This is a genomic window from Sulfitobacter sp. R86518 (assembly GCF_042466275.1).
Classification (GTDB): domain Bacteria; phylum Pseudomonadota; class Alphaproteobacteria; order Rhodobacterales; family Rhodobacteraceae; genus Sulfitobacter; species Sulfitobacter pontiacus.
The window spans coordinates 1,211,945-1,227,789 of sequence record NZ_JAXHCA010000005.1; the positions used below are offsets into that span (position 1 = coordinate 1,211,945).

General features: G+C 61.9%; 14 protein-coding genes. 7 read left to right on the forward strand and 7 right to left on the reverse strand.

Going from position 1 to position 15,845, the window contains the following annotated elements; translation table 11 throughout:
- The first annotated feature begins 9 nt into the window (after positions 1-9).
- The 5 genes from SJY36_RS06850 to cysE all read left to right on the forward strand — a co-directional run bounded on the left by SJY36_RS06850 (position 10) and on the right by cysE (position 6,810).
- Positions 10-642, forward strand: a complete 633-nt coding sequence (locus tag SJY36_RS06850; protein ID WP_386173819.1) for a TIGR02217 family protein — start codon at positions 10-12, stop codon at positions 640-642.
- Positions 639-1,529: a DUF2163 domain-containing protein gene (locus tag SJY36_RS06855; RefSeq protein ID WP_386173821.1), complete on the forward strand. Its 891-nt coding sequence runs from the start codon at positions 639-641 to the stop codon at positions 1,527-1,529. Before SJY36_RS06850 ends, SJY36_RS06855 begins: the two co-directional genes overlap by 4 nt.
- The gene (locus SJY36_RS06860; RefSeq protein WP_260001992.1) at positions 1,526-1,972 is read left to right on the forward strand and encodes a peptidase; all 447 of its coding nucleotides are present in this window, start codon (positions 1,526-1,528) and stop codon (positions 1,970-1,972) included. Before SJY36_RS06855 ends, SJY36_RS06860 begins: the two co-directional genes overlap by 4 nt.
- Positions 1,972-5,904 (forward strand): glycoside hydrolase/phage tail family protein, encoded by a 3,933-nt coding sequence (locus SJY36_RS06865; RefSeq protein ID WP_386173823.1) that lies wholly within the window; start codon positions 1,972-1,974, stop codon positions 5,902-5,904. The genes SJY36_RS06860 and SJY36_RS06865 overlap by 1 nt, the downstream gene beginning before the upstream one ends.
- Positions 5,905-5,988: 84 nt before the next feature.
- Positions 5,989-6,810: a serine O-acetyltransferase gene (cysE, locus tag SJY36_RS06870; RefSeq protein ID WP_386173825.1), complete on the forward strand. Its 822-nt coding sequence runs from the start codon at positions 5,989-5,991 to the stop codon at positions 6,808-6,810.
- A gap of 141 nt (positions 6,811-6,951) precedes the next feature.
- On the opposite strand, the gene SJY36_RS06875 is transcribed toward cysE, so the two are convergent.
- The 5 genes from SJY36_RS06875 to SJY36_RS06895 form a co-directional block, all read right to left on the reverse strand.
- Entirely contained in the window at positions 6,952-8,295 is a 1,344-nt protein-coding gene (locus SJY36_RS06875; RefSeq protein ID WP_386173827.1) for a pyruvate dehydrogenase complex dihydrolipoamide acetyltransferase, read from the reverse strand.
- A gap of 12 nt (positions 8,296-8,307) precedes the next feature.
- Positions 8,308-9,705, reverse strand: a complete 1,398-nt coding sequence (locus SJY36_RS06880; protein ID WP_386173829.1) for a pyruvate dehydrogenase complex E1 component subunit beta — start codon at positions 9,703-9,705, stop codon at positions 8,308-8,310.
- A gap of 3 nt (positions 9,706-9,708) precedes the next feature.
- A complete protein-coding gene (pdhA, locus tag SJY36_RS06885; protein ID WP_005852939.1) occupies positions 9,709-10,719 on the reverse strand; it encodes a pyruvate dehydrogenase (acetyl-transferring) E1 component subunit alpha in 1,011 nt (336 codons plus the stop codon).
- A gap of 177 nt (positions 10,720-10,896) precedes the next feature.
- Complete coding sequence (locus SJY36_RS06890) at positions 10,897-11,196, reverse strand: septum formation initiator family protein (protein WP_005852941.1); 300 nt, start codon at positions 11,194-11,196, stop codon at positions 10,897-10,899.
- A 181-nt stretch (positions 11,197-11,377) separates the two neighbouring features.
- Positions 11,378-12,571, reverse strand: coding sequence for a phosphoglycerate kinase (locus SJY36_RS06895; protein ID WP_168592228.1), 1,194 nt, complete (start codon positions 12,569-12,571; stop codon positions 11,378-11,380).
- 131 nt (positions 12,572-12,702) lie between these two features.
- Between SJY36_RS06895 and SJY36_RS06900 the strand changes: the two genes are divergently transcribed.
- Together SJY36_RS06900 and SJY36_RS06905 are read left to right on the forward strand one after the other, a co-directional pair.
- Positions 12,703-13,209, forward strand: coding sequence for a peptidylprolyl isomerase (locus SJY36_RS06900; RefSeq protein ID WP_009826761.1), 507 nt, complete (start codon positions 12,703-12,705; stop codon positions 13,207-13,209).
- Positions 13,202-13,756 carry a peptidylprolyl isomerase gene (locus tag SJY36_RS06905; RefSeq protein ID WP_386167005.1) on the forward strand — a complete coding sequence of 185 codons (555 nt, stop codon included), beginning with the start codon at positions 13,202-13,204 and terminating at the stop codon, positions 13,754-13,756. Before SJY36_RS06900 ends, SJY36_RS06905 begins: the two co-directional genes overlap by 8 nt.
- Positions 13,757-13,895: 139 nt before the next feature.
- Here SJY36_RS06905 and SJY36_RS06910 read toward each other — a convergent pair whose 3' ends face one another.
- Both SJY36_RS06910 and SJY36_RS06915 read right to left on the reverse strand, forming a co-directional pair.
- Positions 13,896-14,396, reverse strand: coding sequence for a polymer-forming cytoskeletal protein (locus SJY36_RS06910; RefSeq protein WP_005852949.1), 501 nt, complete (start codon positions 14,394-14,396; stop codon positions 13,896-13,898).
- Positions 14,386-15,714 carry a M23 family metallopeptidase gene (locus SJY36_RS06915; protein WP_184582330.1) on the reverse strand — a complete coding sequence of 443 codons (1,329 nt, stop codon included), beginning with the start codon at positions 15,712-15,714 and terminating at the stop codon, positions 14,386-14,388. Before SJY36_RS06915 ends, SJY36_RS06910 begins: the two co-directional genes overlap by 11 nt.
- Positions 15,715-15,845: the final 131 nt, after the last annotated feature.

A 15,845-nucleotide genomic window follows, 5' to 3' on the forward strand; every position in this document is an offset into this window, starting at 1 on the left:
AGCAAGCCGATGAATTTTCACGATGTCAGATTTCCACCTAGCCTGAGCTTTGGATCTCTCGGGGGGCCGCAACGCCGTACCGATGTGGTGACGCTCGCCAACGGGTATGAGGAGCGCAACACCCCCTGGGCCCATTCACGCCGTGTGTATGATGCGGGGCTGGGAATGCGCTCTATCGACGATATCCAAGCGCTCACGGGGTTCTTCGAGGCGCGTATGGGGCAGATGTACGGGTTTCGCTGGAAGGATTGGGCGGATTTCAAATCCTGCGCCTCTTCGGTCGGGGTCACGTTCGAGGATCAGAGCCTTGGCTTCGGGGATGGTGTTCGGACGGACTATCAACTGGTCAAGACCTATAGCTCGGGTGGACATAGCTACGTCAGGCCGATCACCAAGCCGGTTGCCGGAACCGTGTGCGTGGGGATAGAGCAGGACGCCCTGCAAGAGGGGAGCGACTATGAGGTTGATCTGAGCACGGGCATCATCCGTTTCGCCCAAGCGCCGGACCCCGAAATGCAGGTGTCGGCGGGGTTTGAATTCGACGTGCCTGTCCGCTTTGACACGGATCGCATTCTGGTCAGCGTTGCCAGTTTTCAGGCGGGGCAGGTGCCGGATGTGCCTGTGATCGAGGTGCGGGTATGAGCGGGGCAGGCAAGGACGCATTGTTGGCGCATGCGCGAAGGGGGCTGACGACGCTGTGCACGGCCTGGGCAATCCGGCGGCGGGACGGGGTGACGCTGGCGTTTACCGACCATGATCAGCCGCTCGACTTCGATGGGCTGGCGTTTCGTGCGGATAGCGGGCTGAGTGCGCGGGCCTTGGCGCAGAGTACGGGGTTGTCGGTGGATAACACAGAGGCGCTGGGCGCGCTGAGCGATGACGCGATCCGCGAGGACGAGATCGAGCAGGGGCGCTTTGACGGGGCGGAGGTGTGCTGCTGGCGGGTGAACTGGGCCGATGTGGCCGCCCGCTGCATGATCTTTCGCGGCACGATTGCCGAGATGCAGCGCGCGGGTGGTGCCTTTCGCGCAGAACTGCGCGGGTTGACCGAGGCGTTGAACCGGCCCTTGGGGCGGGTGTTTCAGAAGCCCTGCACCGCGGTGCTGGGGGATGCGGCCTGCGGGTTTGATCTGGCGACGGCGGGCTATGCCGTGACACTCGCCGCGCAGGAGCACGAGGACGGGCGGGTGTTCCGTTGGCAGGGGATCAACGGGTTTGACGACGCATGGTTCGCGCGGGGGCGGCATGAGGTGCTGGACGGCCCTGCGGCGGGGCTTTGGGGTATGATCAAACACGACCGGGTGCTGGAGAGTCGGCGCGAGGTCGAGCTGTGGGAGCCGATCCGCGGTGCAATCACCGCCGGGCAACGGCTGAGACTGGTGGCAGGCTGCGACAAACGCCACACCACCTGTCGGCTGAAGTTCAACAACCTGCTGAACTTTCAGGGCTTTCCTGATGTGCCGAGCGCGGATTGGATGATGGCGGTGCCGAAATCCTCGGGCAGCAATACCGGCGGGTCGCTGAGATGAGCGCGCGCGGGACCGCCGTGGTGGCTGCGGCGCGGGGATGGATCGGCACGCCTTACGTGCATCAGGCGGCGCGCAAGGGGGCGGGCTGTGACTGCCTTGGCCTGTTGCGCGGTATCTGGCGCGAGGTGGTGGGGGAGGAGCCGGAGGCGATCCCTTCCTATTCAATGGACTGGTCAGAACCACAGGGGGACGAGCGGCTTTGGCGTGCTGCGCTGCGTCACCTCTCGCCCAAGGTCCTGATCGATGAGGCCCCCGGTGACGTGCTGTTGTTCCGCATGCGCAGCGGGGCGGTGGCGAAACATCTGGGCGTGGCGGCAGAGGTCGGCGCGCAGGCGAGCTTTATCCACGGCTACAGCGGGCATGGGGTGACGGAAAGCCCGCTGAGCCTGCCGTGGCGCAGGCGCATTGTGGCGCGTTTTGAATTCCCGGCGGAGGCGATCTGATGGCGACGATACTTCTTTCAACCGCAGGTGCGGCGATTGGCGGCTCTGTCGGGGGCACATTGGCGGGCTTGTCTTCGGTCGCCATTGGGCGTGCCGTGGGGGCGACCCTTGGCCGTGTGATCGACCAGCGGCTGCTGGGGCAAGGGGCGCAGGCGGTCGAGACCGGCAAGGTTGACCGCTTTCGTTTGACCCAGGCGGGCGAGGGCGCGGCGATTGCGCAGGTCTATGGCCGGATGCGTGTCGGGGGACAGGTGATCTGGGCCTCGGACTTTGCCGAGACCACGACAGTGACGGGCGGCGGCGGTGGCAAGGGCGCGCCCTCGACCCCGCAGACGACGGAATACAGTTATAGCGTCAGCCTCGCCATCGCCCTGTGCGAAGGGGAGATCACCAGCATTGGCCGGATCTGGGCGGATGGGGAGGAAATCTCGGCCCACGCGCTGAATATGGCGGTCTATCGCGGGACGCGCGATCAACTGCCCGACCCAACGATTGCCGCGATCGAGGGGGCGGACGCGGTGCCGGCCTATCGTGGCACGGCCTATGTGGTGATGGAGAACCTCGGGCTGGGGCCCTTTGGCAACCGCGTGCCGCAGTTTTCCTTCGAGGTGCTGCGTGCAGAGGAACCGGATGCGCCTGCGGCCGACATAAGTGTCACCCATGGGGTCAAAGGTGTCGCGCTGATTCCCGGCACAGGGGAATACGCGTTAGCGACGACTCCGGTGCATTATACCGACGGACAGGGTGGCCGGTGGAGCGCTAATGTCTCTACCCCCGATGGGCGCAGTGATTTCACCGCCGCGCTGGAGGATGCCACGCAGGACCTGCCGCAGCTGGCTGCCGCGTCGCTGGTCGTCTCGTGGTTCGGCGATGATCTGCGGTGCGGCGAATGCCGCCTGCGCCCCAAGGTGGAAAGCGCCGAGGACGAGGGCGAAAACATGCCGTGGCAGGTGGCAGGTCTGACCCGCGGCACCGCCGAGGTGATCGCCCGCGAGGACGACCGACCGGTCTATGGTGGCACCCCCGCAGATGCCGCGGTGATCGAGGCGATCCATGCCATTCAGGCGGCCGGCAAGGCGGTGATGTTCTACCCGTTCATCCTGATGGACCAGCTAGAAGGGAATACCTTGCCCGATCCCTATAGCGATGCGGGCACCCAGCCCAAGCTGCCTTGGCGGGGGCGGATCACGCTGGCGAAAGCGCCGGGTCAGGCGGGCAGCTCTGACGGGACGCTGAACGCGCATAACGAGGTAGCGGCGTTCTTTGGCACGGTCACGGCGGCGGATTTTACCGTTGCGGGCGGGCAGGTGGTCTATTCCGGTCCACAGGAATGGTCGATGTCGCGGTTCATCCTGCATTATGCCGCCCTGTGCAAAGCCGCAGGCGGGGTAGAGGCCTTTTGCATCGGCACCGAGATGCGCGGGCTGACGCAGATCCGCGGGGCGGGGAACAGCTTTGTCGCGGTGCAGGCGTTTCGCGCGCTGGCCGCAGAGGTGCGGCTGCTTTTGGGCGCGGGCACCAAGATCAGCTATGCCGCGGATTGGTCCGAATATTTCGGCTATCACCCGCAAGATGGCAGCGGCGATGTGTTCTTTCACCTTGATCCGCTGTGGGCCGACGACACTATCGATTTCATCGGCATCGACAATTATATGCCGCTGTCCGATTGGCGCGACGGTACAGATCATCTGGACGCGCAGCAAAGCGACAGCATTTATGCGTTGGACTATCTGGCGGGTAATGTTGCGGGGGGCGAAGGGTTTGACTGGTATTACCATTCGCCCGAGGCGCGCGCGGCGCAACTCCGTACGCCGATCACCGATGGGGCCTATGGGGAGCCTTGGGTTTACCGCTACAAGGATCTACGCGGCTGGTGGGAGAACCTGCACCACAATCGTATCGGCGGTGCGCGCGCAGCGGAGCCGACGGGCTGGCAGCCAAGGTCCAAGCCCATCTGGTTCACAGAATACGGCTGCGCGGCGGTGGACAAGGGGACCAACCAGCCGAACAAGTTTCTTGACCTCAAAAGCTCTGAAAGCAGTTTGCCGCGCTATTCATCGGGCGCGCGGGATGAGTTGATGCAAATGCAATATCTGCGTGCCGTGGCGGATCATTGGCGGGATCCGGCGCATAATCCGGTCTCGGCGGCCTATGGCGGGCCGATGGTGGATATGACCCGCGCCTTTGTTTGGGCCTGGGACACGCGGCCCTATCCTTTCTTTCCCAATAATCGCGCGCTGTGGAGCGATGGTCGAAATTACGCCCGTGGGCATTGGCTAAACGGGCGCAGTGCGGCGCTGCCCTTGTCCGAGCTCGTGGCGGCGATCTGCCGTCGTGCAGACGTTAACGATTTCGATACCTCTGGGCTGTATGGCTATGTCCGCGGCTATGTGGTGGACGAGGTGGCCGATGCGCGCGCGGCGTTGCAGCCGTTGATGCTGCGCTATGGCTTTGATGCGGTGGAACGCGACGGGGTGTTGCGTTTCATCATGCGGGACGGATTGGATGCCGTGCCGCTGAACAGAGAGACGTTGGCTGTTTCGAGTGATCTGGAGGCACCGTTGGAACAGTCCCGTGAGGCAGAGGCGGAACTTTCGGGGCGTCTGCGCTTGCGTTTTGTGCAGGCGGATGGCGACTACGAGGTGATCTCGGAAGAGGCGATCTTGCCTGACGACGCCACCCATGCCGTGGCGATGTCAGAGTTCAATATGGCGCTCACCCGGGCGGAGGGGCACCAGACAGCTGAACGCTGGCTGACAGAGGCGCGTGTGGCACGCGAAGGGGTACGTCTGGCGTTGCCGCCGTCGATGATGGATGTCGGCGCGGGCGATGTGATTGCCTTGCCGCCAGACGATGGCGAGGGGGAGGCGCTGTACCGTGTGGATCGGGTCGAGATGGGGGAGATGTCCTTGATCGAGGCCGTGCGGATCGAGCCCGAGGTCTATGACCCCGCGCCCTTCGATGACGAATTGGTCGCGTTGAAACCCTTTGTCGCGCCCGTACCGGTGAACGCGCTGTTTCTGGACCTGCCGCTGCTGCGCGGTGACGAGGTGCCCCATGCGCCGCATATTGCGGCCAGCGCACGGCAATGGCCGGGCAATGTCGCGGTCTATGCCTCTGGCGGGGAAGCGAATTTCAGGTTGAACACCCTGATGCCCCTGCGCGCGACAATGGGGGGCACGCAAAACGACATGGCCCATGCGCGCCCCGGTGTGGTGGATCGCGGGCAGGCGCTGCAGGTCACGCTGACCAGCGGCGTGTTAGAGAGTGTTGATGAGGCCGATCTGCTGGGCGGGGCCAATCTGGCAGCGATCGGCGACGGCTCTGCCGACCGGTGGGAGGTGTTCCAGTTCGCGCGGGCCGATCTGATCGCCCCGCAAACCTATCTTCTGCGCGACCGGCTGCGCGGGCAAGCGGGGTCGGATGGGGTGATGCCGGATGTCTGGCCGGCGGGATCGCAGTTTGTGCTGCTTAACTCTGTCCCTCGCCAGATCGAGCTGAGCCCGAACCTGTTGCGGATCGCGCAGACCTATCGCATCGGGCCTGCGGGCCGCCCGCTAAACGACCCAAGCTACGTTCAAAAAACGGAGAGCTTTGACGGCAACGGGCTGCGCCCCTATCGGCCCTGCCACCTGCGAACAGAAGAAGAGGCGGGGGCGTTGCGGTTTAGCTGGATACGCCGGACGCGGATCAATGGCGACCAATGGACGGATTTCGATGTGCCGCTGGCTGAGGAAAGCGAACAATATCAGCTGCGCATCCTGCAAAACGGTGTTGTCCTGCGCGAAGAGATCGTGGACCGCGCAAGCTGGACCTATACCGCCCAAATGCGCACGAGTGACGGGGCGGCGGGGCCTGCGTTGATCAGTGCTGCGCAGGTTTCTGCGCTATACGGGGCGGGGCCCGCGCTGTTTGGCGAGATCAATTTGTGATAAACTGCGCGTGTGAACCCTTGGCTTTGCGTTTGGCACTTGGGCGGAACCTGCTATATCGTGGGGACAAAGAAGGATGGTCTTATGGCAAATGCACGCACGAATATCGCCACGGTGGATCCGGTTTGGGATCAGATCCAGACGGAAGCACAGAATGCTGTCCGCGATGAGCCGCTGATTGGCGGTTTTGTCCACGCCACGATTCTGCATCATAAATCCATCGAGAAAGCGCTGTCCTACCGTATCGCGGCGAAGCTGGCCTCGAATGAAATGTCGATGATGGTGGTCCATGAGATGGTGGAGGAGGCCTTTGCCAGTGATCCCGACCTGATCAAGGCGGCACGTGCCGATCTGGTGGCGATTTACGAGCGTGACCCCGCTTGCCACCGGCTGTTGCAACCGATCCTGTATTTCAAAGGCTATCAGGCCGTGCAGGCCTACCGTGTGGGCCATCACCTGTGGAAACAAGGTAAACGGGATCTGGCCTATTTCGTGCAGATGCGGGTGAGCGAGATTTTTGGCGTCGATATCCACCCCGCCGCGGCGATCGGCAAGGGAATCATGATCGACCACGCCCATTCCGTCGTGATTGGCGAAACCGCGGTCGTAGGCGACAACGTGTCGATGCTGCACTCGGTCACTTTGGGCGGGACGGGCAAGGAAGAGCAGGACCGTCACCCGAAGATTGGCAACGGCGTGCTGATCGGCGCGGGGGCGAAAGTGTTGGGTAATATTTCTATCGGGCATTGCTCGCGCATTGCGGCGGGGTCTGTTGTGCTGGAATCCGTGCCGCCCTGCAAGACCGTCGCGGGCATCCCTGCGCGGGTCGTGGGGGAGGCGGGCTGCGATCAGCCGTCGGTCCTGATGGACCACATGCTGGGGCCGCAGGGCGACATTAATATGTAATGCTAGGGGATTGAGGCCGCGCGCCTTCGTCGAGATGTGAAAAGGCCGGACCCGTCATTGGGGCCGGCCTTTTTTTTGTGGATAGGCGGGGGGCTGTCTGCCCCCCGACCCCCGAGGATTTAGACCCATTTGGAAGCGGGGTTACGCCAGCATCATCATGGGGTTTTCGAGATTGTCCTTGATGGCGCTGAGCAGCTGCGCGCCCAAGGCTCCGTCGATGACGCGGTGATCGACCGACAGAGTGACCGACATGACTGTGGCGACGGCGAGCTCCCCGTCCTTGCCGACGACGGGTTTCTTGACCCCTGCGCCGACGGCCAAAATCGCGCCATGGGGTGGGTTGATGACCGCATCGAAGTTGTCGATCCCGAACATGCCGAGATTCGAGACGGCAAAGCTGCCGCCCTGATATTCATGCGGCGCAAGCTTGCGGTCGCGTGCACGGGCGGCGAGGTCTTTCATCTCTGCCGAGAGGGTCGAGAGCGATTTCATCTCGGCGTCTTTCAGCACTGGCGTGAACAGGCCGCCCTCGATGGCCACGGCGACGGCCACATCCGAGGGCTTGAGTTTCAGGATGCGGTCACCGGCCCAGACGGCATTGGCGTCAGACACGGTTTGCAGCGCCAGCGCACAGGCCTTGATGATGAAGTCATTGACCGAGAGCTTCACGTCGCGGGCTTCGAGTTGTTTGTTCAGCTCACCGCGGAACTTCAGCAGCGCGTCGAGTTCGATATCGCGGCGCAGGTAGAAATGCGGGATCGACTGTTTGGCTTCGGTCAGGCGCGCGGCGATGGTCTTGCGCATGCCGTTGAGGGAGATTTCCTCGAACGCGCGGCCTTCGTAGATTTTCATCACGGCGTCGGCGGAAGGGCCAGCGGCAGGGGCCGCTGTGGTCGCGGGTGCGCTGGCGGTTTGCGTGCTTTCGGCCGGTTTGGCTTTGGTGCTACCGGCGGACGCTGCCTCAACATCTGCTTTGATGATGCGACCATGCGGGCCAGAGCCGGAGAGTTCGGTCAGGTCCACGCCTTTGTCTGCCGCGATGCGACGGGCCAGCGGTGTCACAAACAGCCGTTTGCCGTCACTGCCCTTGGGCGCGGCGGGGGCGGACTTGCCTGTGTCGTTGGCGTCGCTTTCGCCGCGGCCGTAGCCTTTTTCAGGGGCCGCGTCCTGGTCGGGGGCATCTTCCTTGGCGCTGTCCTTGGCAGCCGGAGCAGGGGCGCTGTCAATGTCCGACGCCTCTTCGCCCTCTTCCAGCAGCACGGCGATGGGGGTGTTCACCTTGACGCCTTCGCTGCCGTCACCGATCAGGATCTTCCCGATGGTGCCTTCGTCGACGGCTTCGAATTCCATCGTCGCCTTGTCGGTTTCAATCTCGCACAGGATATCACCGGAGGAGACGCTATCCCCTTCGGAGACAAGCCATTTCGCCAGCGTGCCTTCTTCCATCGTGGGGCTGAGGGCGGGCATGAGGATTTCTATGGGCATGTGGACCGCTCCTTACTTGTAGGTGACTTTTTTGACCGCCGCGATAACCTCGTCCGTGGTGACAAGCGCCAGTTTTTCGAGGTTTGCGGCATAGGGCATGGGCACATCTTTGCCGGTGCAGTTGATCACCGGCGCATCCAGATAGTCAAAGGCTTCCTGCATGATCACGCTTGAGATGTAGTTCCCGACGGAGCCTTGTGGCCAGCCCTCTTCGACGGTGACAAGGCGGTTGGTCTTCATCACCGACTTGATGATGCTGGCGGTGTCCATCGGGCGCAGGGTGCGCAGGTCGATGACTTCGGCGTCGATGCCTTCTTCGGCCAGCTTTTCAGCGGCTTCCAGCGCATAGGTCATGCCGATGCCAAAGCTGACGATCGTGACATCCGTGCCCTCGCGCCAGATGCGGGCCTTGCCGAAGGGGACGGTATAATCCTCGACATCGGGCACATCGAAGGATTTGCCGTACATGATTTCATTTTCAAGGAAAACGACGGGGTTGGGGTCGCGGATCGCGGTTTTCATCAAGCCTTTCGCATCGGAGGCAGAGTAGGGCATCGCCACCTTGAGGCCGGGGATCTGCATATACCACGCGGCGTAATCCTGGCTGTGCTGCGCGCCGACGCGGGCCGCGGCACCGTTTGGCCCGCGGAAGACCATTGGCGCGCCCATCTGACCGCCGGACATATAGAGCGTTTTCGCGGCGGAGTTCAGGATGTGGTCGATCGCCTGCATGGCAAAGTTCCAAGTCATGAATTCGACGATGGGGCGCAGCCCGCCAAAGGCAGCACCCACACCGATACCGGCAAACCCGTGTTCGGTAATCGGCGTGTCGATGATCCGCTTGGCCCCGAATTCGTCCAGCAAGCCTTGGGAAATTTTATAGGCACCTTCGTATTCGGCAACTTCCTCGCCCATCAGGAACACGTCTTCGTCACGGCGCATTTCTTCGGCCATGGCGTCGCGCAGGGCCTCGCGTACGGTCTGCTGTTTCAGCTTGGTGCCTTCGGGCCAGTCTGGGGTGGTGTCGGTTTCTGGGGCTTTCGGGGCTTCGGCATCGGGCTTGGCGGCGGCGGGCGCTTTGTCGGATTTGGCGGCGTCGCTGTCGTCGGCTTTGGTCTGTTCCGCCGGTGCGGCGCTGGAGGCGCTGTCGATGTCAGAGGCGTCTTCGCCTTCTTCCAGCAGCACGGCAATGGGGGTGTTGACCTTGACGCCTTCGGTGCCGGCGTCGATCAGGATCTTGCCGATGGTGCCTTCGTCGACGGCTTCGAATTCCATCGTGGCCTTGTCGGTTTCGATCTCGGCCATGATGTCACCCGAGGACACGGTGTCGCCCTCTTTGACCAGCCATTTGGCAAGCGTGCCTTCTTCCATTGTGGGGCTCAGTGCGGGCATGAGAATTTCGATTGCCATGGTTCAAGCCTCCTGTGGGACTTCGGTTGCGTAGATATCTGTCCAAAGCTCTTCCGCCGCGGGTTCGGGGCTTTCTTTGGCAAACTCCGCGCTTGCGTTAACGATTTCCTTAATCTCTTTGTCGATCGCTTTCAGATCGTCCTCGCTGGCGTGTTTATGTTCCAGAAGGATGTTGCGCACCTGTTCGATGGGGTCGCGTTCGTCGCGCATTTTCTGCACTTCTTCGCGGGTCCGGTATTTGGCCGGGTCCGACATGGAATGCCCGCGATAGCGGTATGTCTTGATTTCCAGAATATAGGGGCCGTCGCCCGAGCGGCAGTGTTTCACCGCGCGTTCGCCCGCGTCCTTTACCGCCAGCACATCCATGCCGTCCACTGCTTCGCCGGGGATGCCGAAAGCCTTGCCGCGTTCCCAGATTTCAGCGCTGGAGGTAGAGCGCTGCTGCGAGGTGCCCATGGCATATTGGTTGTTCTCGATGATGAAAATCACCGGCAGTTTCCACAGGGCGGCCATGTTGAACGTCTCGTAGACCTGACCCTGGTTCGCGGCACCATCCCCGAAATAGGTAAAGGTAACGTTGTCGTTGCCCTTATACTTGTCCGCAAAGGCGATGCCCGCGCCAAGGGGCACGTTTGCGCCCACGATGCCGTGGCCGCCATAGAATTTCTTTTCCTTAGAGAACATATGCATGGACCCGCCCTTGCCGCGGGAATAGCCGCCTTCGCGGCCGGTGAGTTCGGCCATCACCCCGTCGGGGTTCATGCCGCAGGCCAGCATATGTCCGTGGTCGCGGTAGGTGGTGATGCGGCTGTCGCCGTCCTTGGCCGTGGCTTCAAGCCCGACAACCACCGCTTCTTGTCCGATATAAAGGTGGCAAAAACCACCGATCAGCCCCATGCCGTAGAGCTGGCCGGCTTTTTCCTCGAACCGCCGGATCAGCAGCATATCGCGGTAATAGGCCTTGAGCTCTTCGGCGCTGGCGTTTGTCTTTTTCGTCGGTTTCTGGGCAGCCATGGGGCAATTCCTCCGTAGTTTGTCCCGCGCACGCGCAAAATAGTTTAGCGTTAAACTATCTCTTATCGGATTCGAGCAATGATGGCGAGAGGCATTTACAGGTCACGCGATACCCTGCTGGCGGGACGTGAATTTTTTATGACGCTGCGGGGGATTATGCCGGATGATACGCGGGTATCAGCGGATCACGATTTCGTCGGCGCGGATCATCCCCAGCACCTTGCGGGTCTGTTCGTCCAGCAGGTCGAGATCAAGATATTCGTCAGACAGACGATGGGTCAGGTTCTCCATCCGCGCCACATCGATCTGCACCTGTGCAAGCTGTACCCGCAGATCCTGCGCTTCGGCCACGATCTCGGCGCGGCGGAACAGGCCGTAGTTCCCCTGAATCGCCGCAAAGGCGAAATAGAGGCTCAGCGCGAAGGCGATCGCGAAAAACAAGAGAGTGCCAAAAGCGGGTTTGCTGCTGCGGTTCATGTATCTGCCTTTAATCGTCTCTTAGTGGACGTTCCCCCAGTATGACACAGGTGATTCGCGAAGGGAATCCCCCGTCTTGCGATTGGCAAGAAAATGTTCATCTTTTTAGGGGGTTGGGCAAGGATGTCGCATATCTTTCCCGCCAGTCGCATCGCAGCGCCGCGACTGGCGGGGGATAAGGTCAGGCGTCCAGCGCGGCGACGCCGGGGAGGGTCTTGCCTTCCATCCATTCAAGAAAGGCACCGCCCGCGGTGGAGATATAGGTGAAATCCTCCGCCGCACCCGCCTGGTTCAACGCGGCCACGGTGTCGCCACCGCCCGCCACCGAGATCAGCGCGCCGTCGCGTGTCAGCGCGGCCGCTGCCTTGGCCGCGGCGACTGTCGCGGTGTCGAAGGGGGCGATCTCGAACGCGCCCATGGGGCCGTTCCAGATCAGGGTTTTCAGGCCGTCAAACGCGTCTTTGACCAGTTCAACCGTCTTCGGGCCTGCGTCCAGTACCATCTGGTCCGCTGCCAGTACGGTATCGGCCCCAAGGGCTGCGACCTCATGCGCGGCATGGGCGGCGAATTCCCGCGCGACAAGCCCATCTACGGGCAGCAAGACGCGGCAGCCGGCCTTTTCCGCCTGTGCCAGAATATCCTTGGCGGTGTCGTAAAAATCGGGTTCAGACAGGGACTTGCCCAGATCAGCGCCCTGCGCGCCCAGAAACGTATTGGCCATGCCGCCCCCGATCACCAACAGATCCAGCCGGTTCACGAGGTTTTCCAACAGCTCGATCTTGGTCGATACTTTGGCACCGCCCACCACCGCGCCCACGGGGCGTTTCGGTGTGGCCAGCGCGGCCTCAAGCGCCGAAAGCTCGGCCTGCATCAAACGGCCCGCACAAGAGGGCAAAAGCCGCGCGACCCCTTCGGTCGACGCATGGGCGCGGTGCGCGGCAGAGAAGGCATCATTGCAATAGATGTCGCCCAAACCGGCCAGACGTTTGGCAAAATCGGGGTCGTTCTCGGTCTCGCCCGGATAGAAACGGATGTTTTCAAGCAGCAATACATCGGCGGCGTTGATCTCTTCGGTGCCCGCCTCGGCGGCCTCGAGCGTTTCGGCCAGCACGACTTTGCGGCCCAAGGCATCCTCCAGCGCGGGGAGGACGACACGCAGGCTCAGATCCTGCACGCGCTTCCCCTTGGGGCGGCCAAAATGCGCCAGCAGCACAGGGGTGCCACCCTGTTCCAGAATGTCGCGCAGGGTGGGGATGATCCGCTGGATGCGGGTGTCGTCCGTAACCTTGCCGTTTTCAACCGGCACGTTGATATCCACGCGCACCAGAACCCGCTTGCCGCGCAGGTCCATGTCATCCAATGCTTTCCAGCCCATCTTGTCCCTCGTGTAAAACCACAATTCCCGTCGTGTTTTGCCGTTATTGCCGTCAGGGTCAATGGACCCGCTTGGCAATTGCGCTTGCACGTCCTAGGTAATTGCCAACGAAATTCTTAAAGGAGACCGGCATGGCCGAGATCAAAGACCCCGAAAACACGATCCTGATGGAACTGAAGGGCGGCACTGTCACCATCCAGCTGTTGCCAGATGTGGCCCCCAAACACGTAGAGCGTATGAAGGAGCTGGCCCGCGCCGGTAAATACGACAACGTGGCCTTTCACCGCGTGATCGAAGGGTTCATGGCGCAGACGGGCGACGTGGCCAACGGCAACATGGAAGACAATTTCAACCTGCGCGCCGCGGGGACCGGTGGGTCGGACATGCCGAACCTGCCAGCCGAATTCTCCAAAGTGCCACACGCCCGTGGCAGCATCGGTGCCGCGCGTTCCGCCAACCCCGATAGCGCGAACAGCCAGTTCTTCATCAACTTCAAAGACAACGACTTCTTGAACGGTCAGTACACCGTTTACGGTCAGGTCATCTCGGGGATGGAGCATGTGGACGCGATCACCCGTGGCGAGCCGCCAGCGAACCCTGATCGCATGATCAGCGTCAAGGTTGCCGCTGATGCGTAATCTAATTGCAGCAGGCGTTGCCTCTGCCATGATGGCAGGGGCGGCTTTCGCGGATGGTCTGGCGATCACCGTGGATGGCGAAGCGCAAGGCACCATCAAGATCGATCTGGCCGAAGACGTGGCCCCCGCGCATGTGGCACGGCTGAAAGAGCTGGCCGAAGCAGGGGCCTACGATGGCGTGGTGTTTCACCGCGTGATCGACGGGTTCATGGCGCAGACCGGTGACGTCGAATTTGGCAAGGCCGGTGGGGACACAGGCCGCGCGGGCATGGGCGGTTCCGACCTGCCTGACCTGCCTGCCGAATTCTCGGACATCCCCTTTGACCGCGGTGTCGTCGGCATGGCTCGCAGCCAGAGCCCGGATTCCGCGAACTCGCAGTTCTTTATCATGTTTGACCAGGGGCACTTCCTGAACGGGCAATATACCGTTGTGGGCAAAGTGACCGAAGGGCTGGACGTGCTGGACGCGATCAAGCGTGGGACCGGCGGGAACGGCGCTGTCACCGGCACGCCCGACCGTATGGTCGAGGTCAAGGTGACCGAATAATCATCGCGTAGGGCAGGGGCGCTTGCGCCTTTGCCCCGCCTTGGTCGCGCAGCACTTCGCGGTCGAAAATTTTGATATCACAACGAAAAAGGGCGTCGCAACAGTGCGACGCCCTTTCACATTCATCACCCTTGTCCGATCAGGACGCCGGGTTCGGCTTTTGCGCAGGGGCGGATTTCGCGCCGGGGTTCAGCGGGTCGTCCTGACGCTGAACGGAGCCTTCGAAATGCGCACCGGATTCGATGGCGATGGTTTTGTGGATGATGTCGCCTTCGACGCGTGCGGTCGATGTCAGGCGGACTTTCAGACCGCGCACGCGGCCCACGATACGGCCGTTGATCACAACGTCATCGGCGATCACTTCGCCTTTGATGGTCGCGGTTTCGCCGATGGTCAGCAGGTGGGCGCGAATGTCGCCTTCCACGGTGCCTTCAACCTGGATGTCGCCGGTTGTTTTCAGGTTGCCGGTGATGTGCAGATCGGAGGACAGCACGGAGGCAGGTGGTTTTGCCTTGGGCGCGCTGGCCTTGAATTCGCTTTGCTTGGGCGCAGCCGGTGCAGAGGATGACGGTGCAGCGGTGCTGGACGTGTCTGCGTCGGACTTAGGAGCGGGATCATTGATTTTGCTTTTAGAAAACATCGTTTGCAGCCTTGATAAAGATCATTGGATTTACAGCCTTGCCACCGACACGGACTTCGTAATGCAGGTGGACACCAGTAGACCGTCCTGATGTTCCCATATCACCTATCCGCTGTCCGCGCGATACCCTTTGGCCGACTTTTACGCGCAATTTAGACATGTGTGCGTAACGTGTCTCGACCCCGAATTCATGTTGGATTTTAACCAGTCGCCCGTAGCCAGAGCTCCAGCCCGCGTGGGTCACAACCCCTTCGGCGGTGGAGTGGATGGGCGTGCCCATACCGGCGGCGAAATCTGTCCCGCTGTGCATCCGGCGGCCCCCCGTCTTGGGATCGCGGCGGTAGCCGAACGGGCTGCTGAAGCGGAAAGAGGATTTCAGCGGGTTCGCAAAGGGCGCTTTTTGCGCGGCAATGCGGTACATGTTCAGCTTGTCCATCTGGCCAAGCAGACGGTTGGCACGCAGGGTGTCCGGGGAAGGAGCTTCCCCCCGTGTGGAAAAGCTTAACGGCATCAGCGGGCCACCCTGACCGGAATAACCGCGGCGCACGGTGGCCAGCATCCGGTCGGTCGGCATGCCCGCGCTGCGGAACATTTTATCAAGCGGGGCAACAGAAACGGTCATCGCCTCTTCAAGCTGGCGGAAAATCGCGTCGTTCTGTTCGCGCATCAAGGCCAGCTTCTGGTTCAGTTCATCCGCCTGGATCAGCGCGTCTTGCGCATCAATCACCACCTGATCGCGTTCGGCGGCGGTACGCTCAAGCGCCTCTGCCAGCAGGGAAATCGGGGCGGAGGATCCATTGGCGGCGCGTGTCGCTTTACCTTCGCCGGCGGCGGCCCCTTCCAGTTCGGCGACCTGGGTGCGCGCAGCTTCGCGGTCTTTCATCGTGTCGCGCAGGGTGGTTTGAATAACTTCGATGCCGGTCTCAAGCTCGCGGCGGCGCGTCTCGGATTGCAGTAGCTCGGACTGCATGACCGAAATCTGCTTCAGCGCGGCGTTAAACCGTTCCTGCGCGGCGACGGCCTCTTCCGCGCGCCCATTGCGCTGCGCTGAAAGATCGCTCAAACGGGCCTGATAGGTGCGTTGGTCGCGTTTGGCTTGTTCGCGAAAATTGCCCGACCCGATGCTGTCCATCAGGATCACGGCGGTGGCGACGATCGACCAGGCCACAAACAAAGAGGCCCCGGTGAAAACGAAAAGCTGGGTAACGGGGCGCAGGCGGATAAAGCGTGTGTCGGTATCGGATTTCAGGAAAACGCGGCGTTCGGGAAAAAACCGTTCAAGCGCCGAATGAATTTTGATCGCAAACCTTGTCCGCACGCGTGGTATCCTTGTTCCGTCCCTGTCATAGCACGCAAGGCCCCCACCGCGCGCTGATTGTCACCCGCCGTGCTTAGCCAGTGGGGGTCCGTCGGGCAACCCTTCAGACTTTCCCACCGGCGGTTAATGAA

Bases quoted from the DNA above. Each gene is read 5' to 3' on its own strand.
- SJY36_RS06850 (WP_386173819.1), top strand. From the start codon at position 10: ATGAATTTTCACGATGTCAGATTTCCACCTAGCCTGAGCTTTGGATCT.
- SJY36_RS06855 (WP_386173821.1), top strand. From the start codon at position 639: ATGAGCGGGGCAGGCAAGGACGCATTGTTGGCGCATGCGCGAAGGGGG.
- SJY36_RS06860 (WP_260001992.1), top strand. From the start codon at position 1,526: ATGAGCGCGCGCGGGACCGCCGTGGTGGCTGCGGCGCGGGGATGGATC.
- SJY36_RS06865 (WP_386173823.1), top strand. From the start codon at position 1,972: ATGGCGACGATACTTCTTTCAACCGCAGGTGCGGCGATTGGCGGCTCT.
- cysE (WP_386173825.1), top strand. From the start codon at position 5,989: ATGGCAAATGCACGCACGAATATCGCCACGGTGGATCCGGTTTGGGAT.
- SJY36_RS06875 (WP_386173827.1), bottom strand. From the start codon at position 8,295: ATGCCCATAGAAATCCTCATGCCCGCCCTCAGCCCCACGATGGAAGAA.
- SJY36_RS06880 (WP_386173829.1), bottom strand. From the start codon at position 9,705: ATGGCAATCGAAATTCTCATGCCCGCACTGAGCCCCACAATGGAAGAA.
- pdhA (WP_005852939.1), bottom strand. From the start codon at position 10,719: ATGGCTGCCCAGAAACCGACGAAAAAGACAAACGCCAGCGCCGAAGAG.
- SJY36_RS06890 (WP_005852941.1), bottom strand. From the start codon at position 11,196: ATGAACCGCAGCAGCAAACCCGCTTTTGGCACTCTCTTGTTTTTCGCG.
- SJY36_RS06895 (WP_168592228.1), bottom strand. From the start codon at position 12,571: ATGGGCTGGAAAGCATTGGATGACATGGACCTGCGCGGCAAGCGGGTT.
- SJY36_RS06900 (WP_009826761.1), top strand. From the start codon at position 12,703: ATGGCCGAGATCAAAGACCCCGAAAACACGATCCTGATGGAACTGAAG.
- SJY36_RS06905 (WP_386167005.1), top strand. From the start codon at position 13,202: ATGCGTAATCTAATTGCAGCAGGCGTTGCCTCTGCCATGATGGCAGGG.
- SJY36_RS06910 (WP_005852949.1), bottom strand. From the start codon at position 14,396: ATGTTTTCTAAAAGCAAAATCAATGATCCCGCTCCTAAGTCCGACGCA.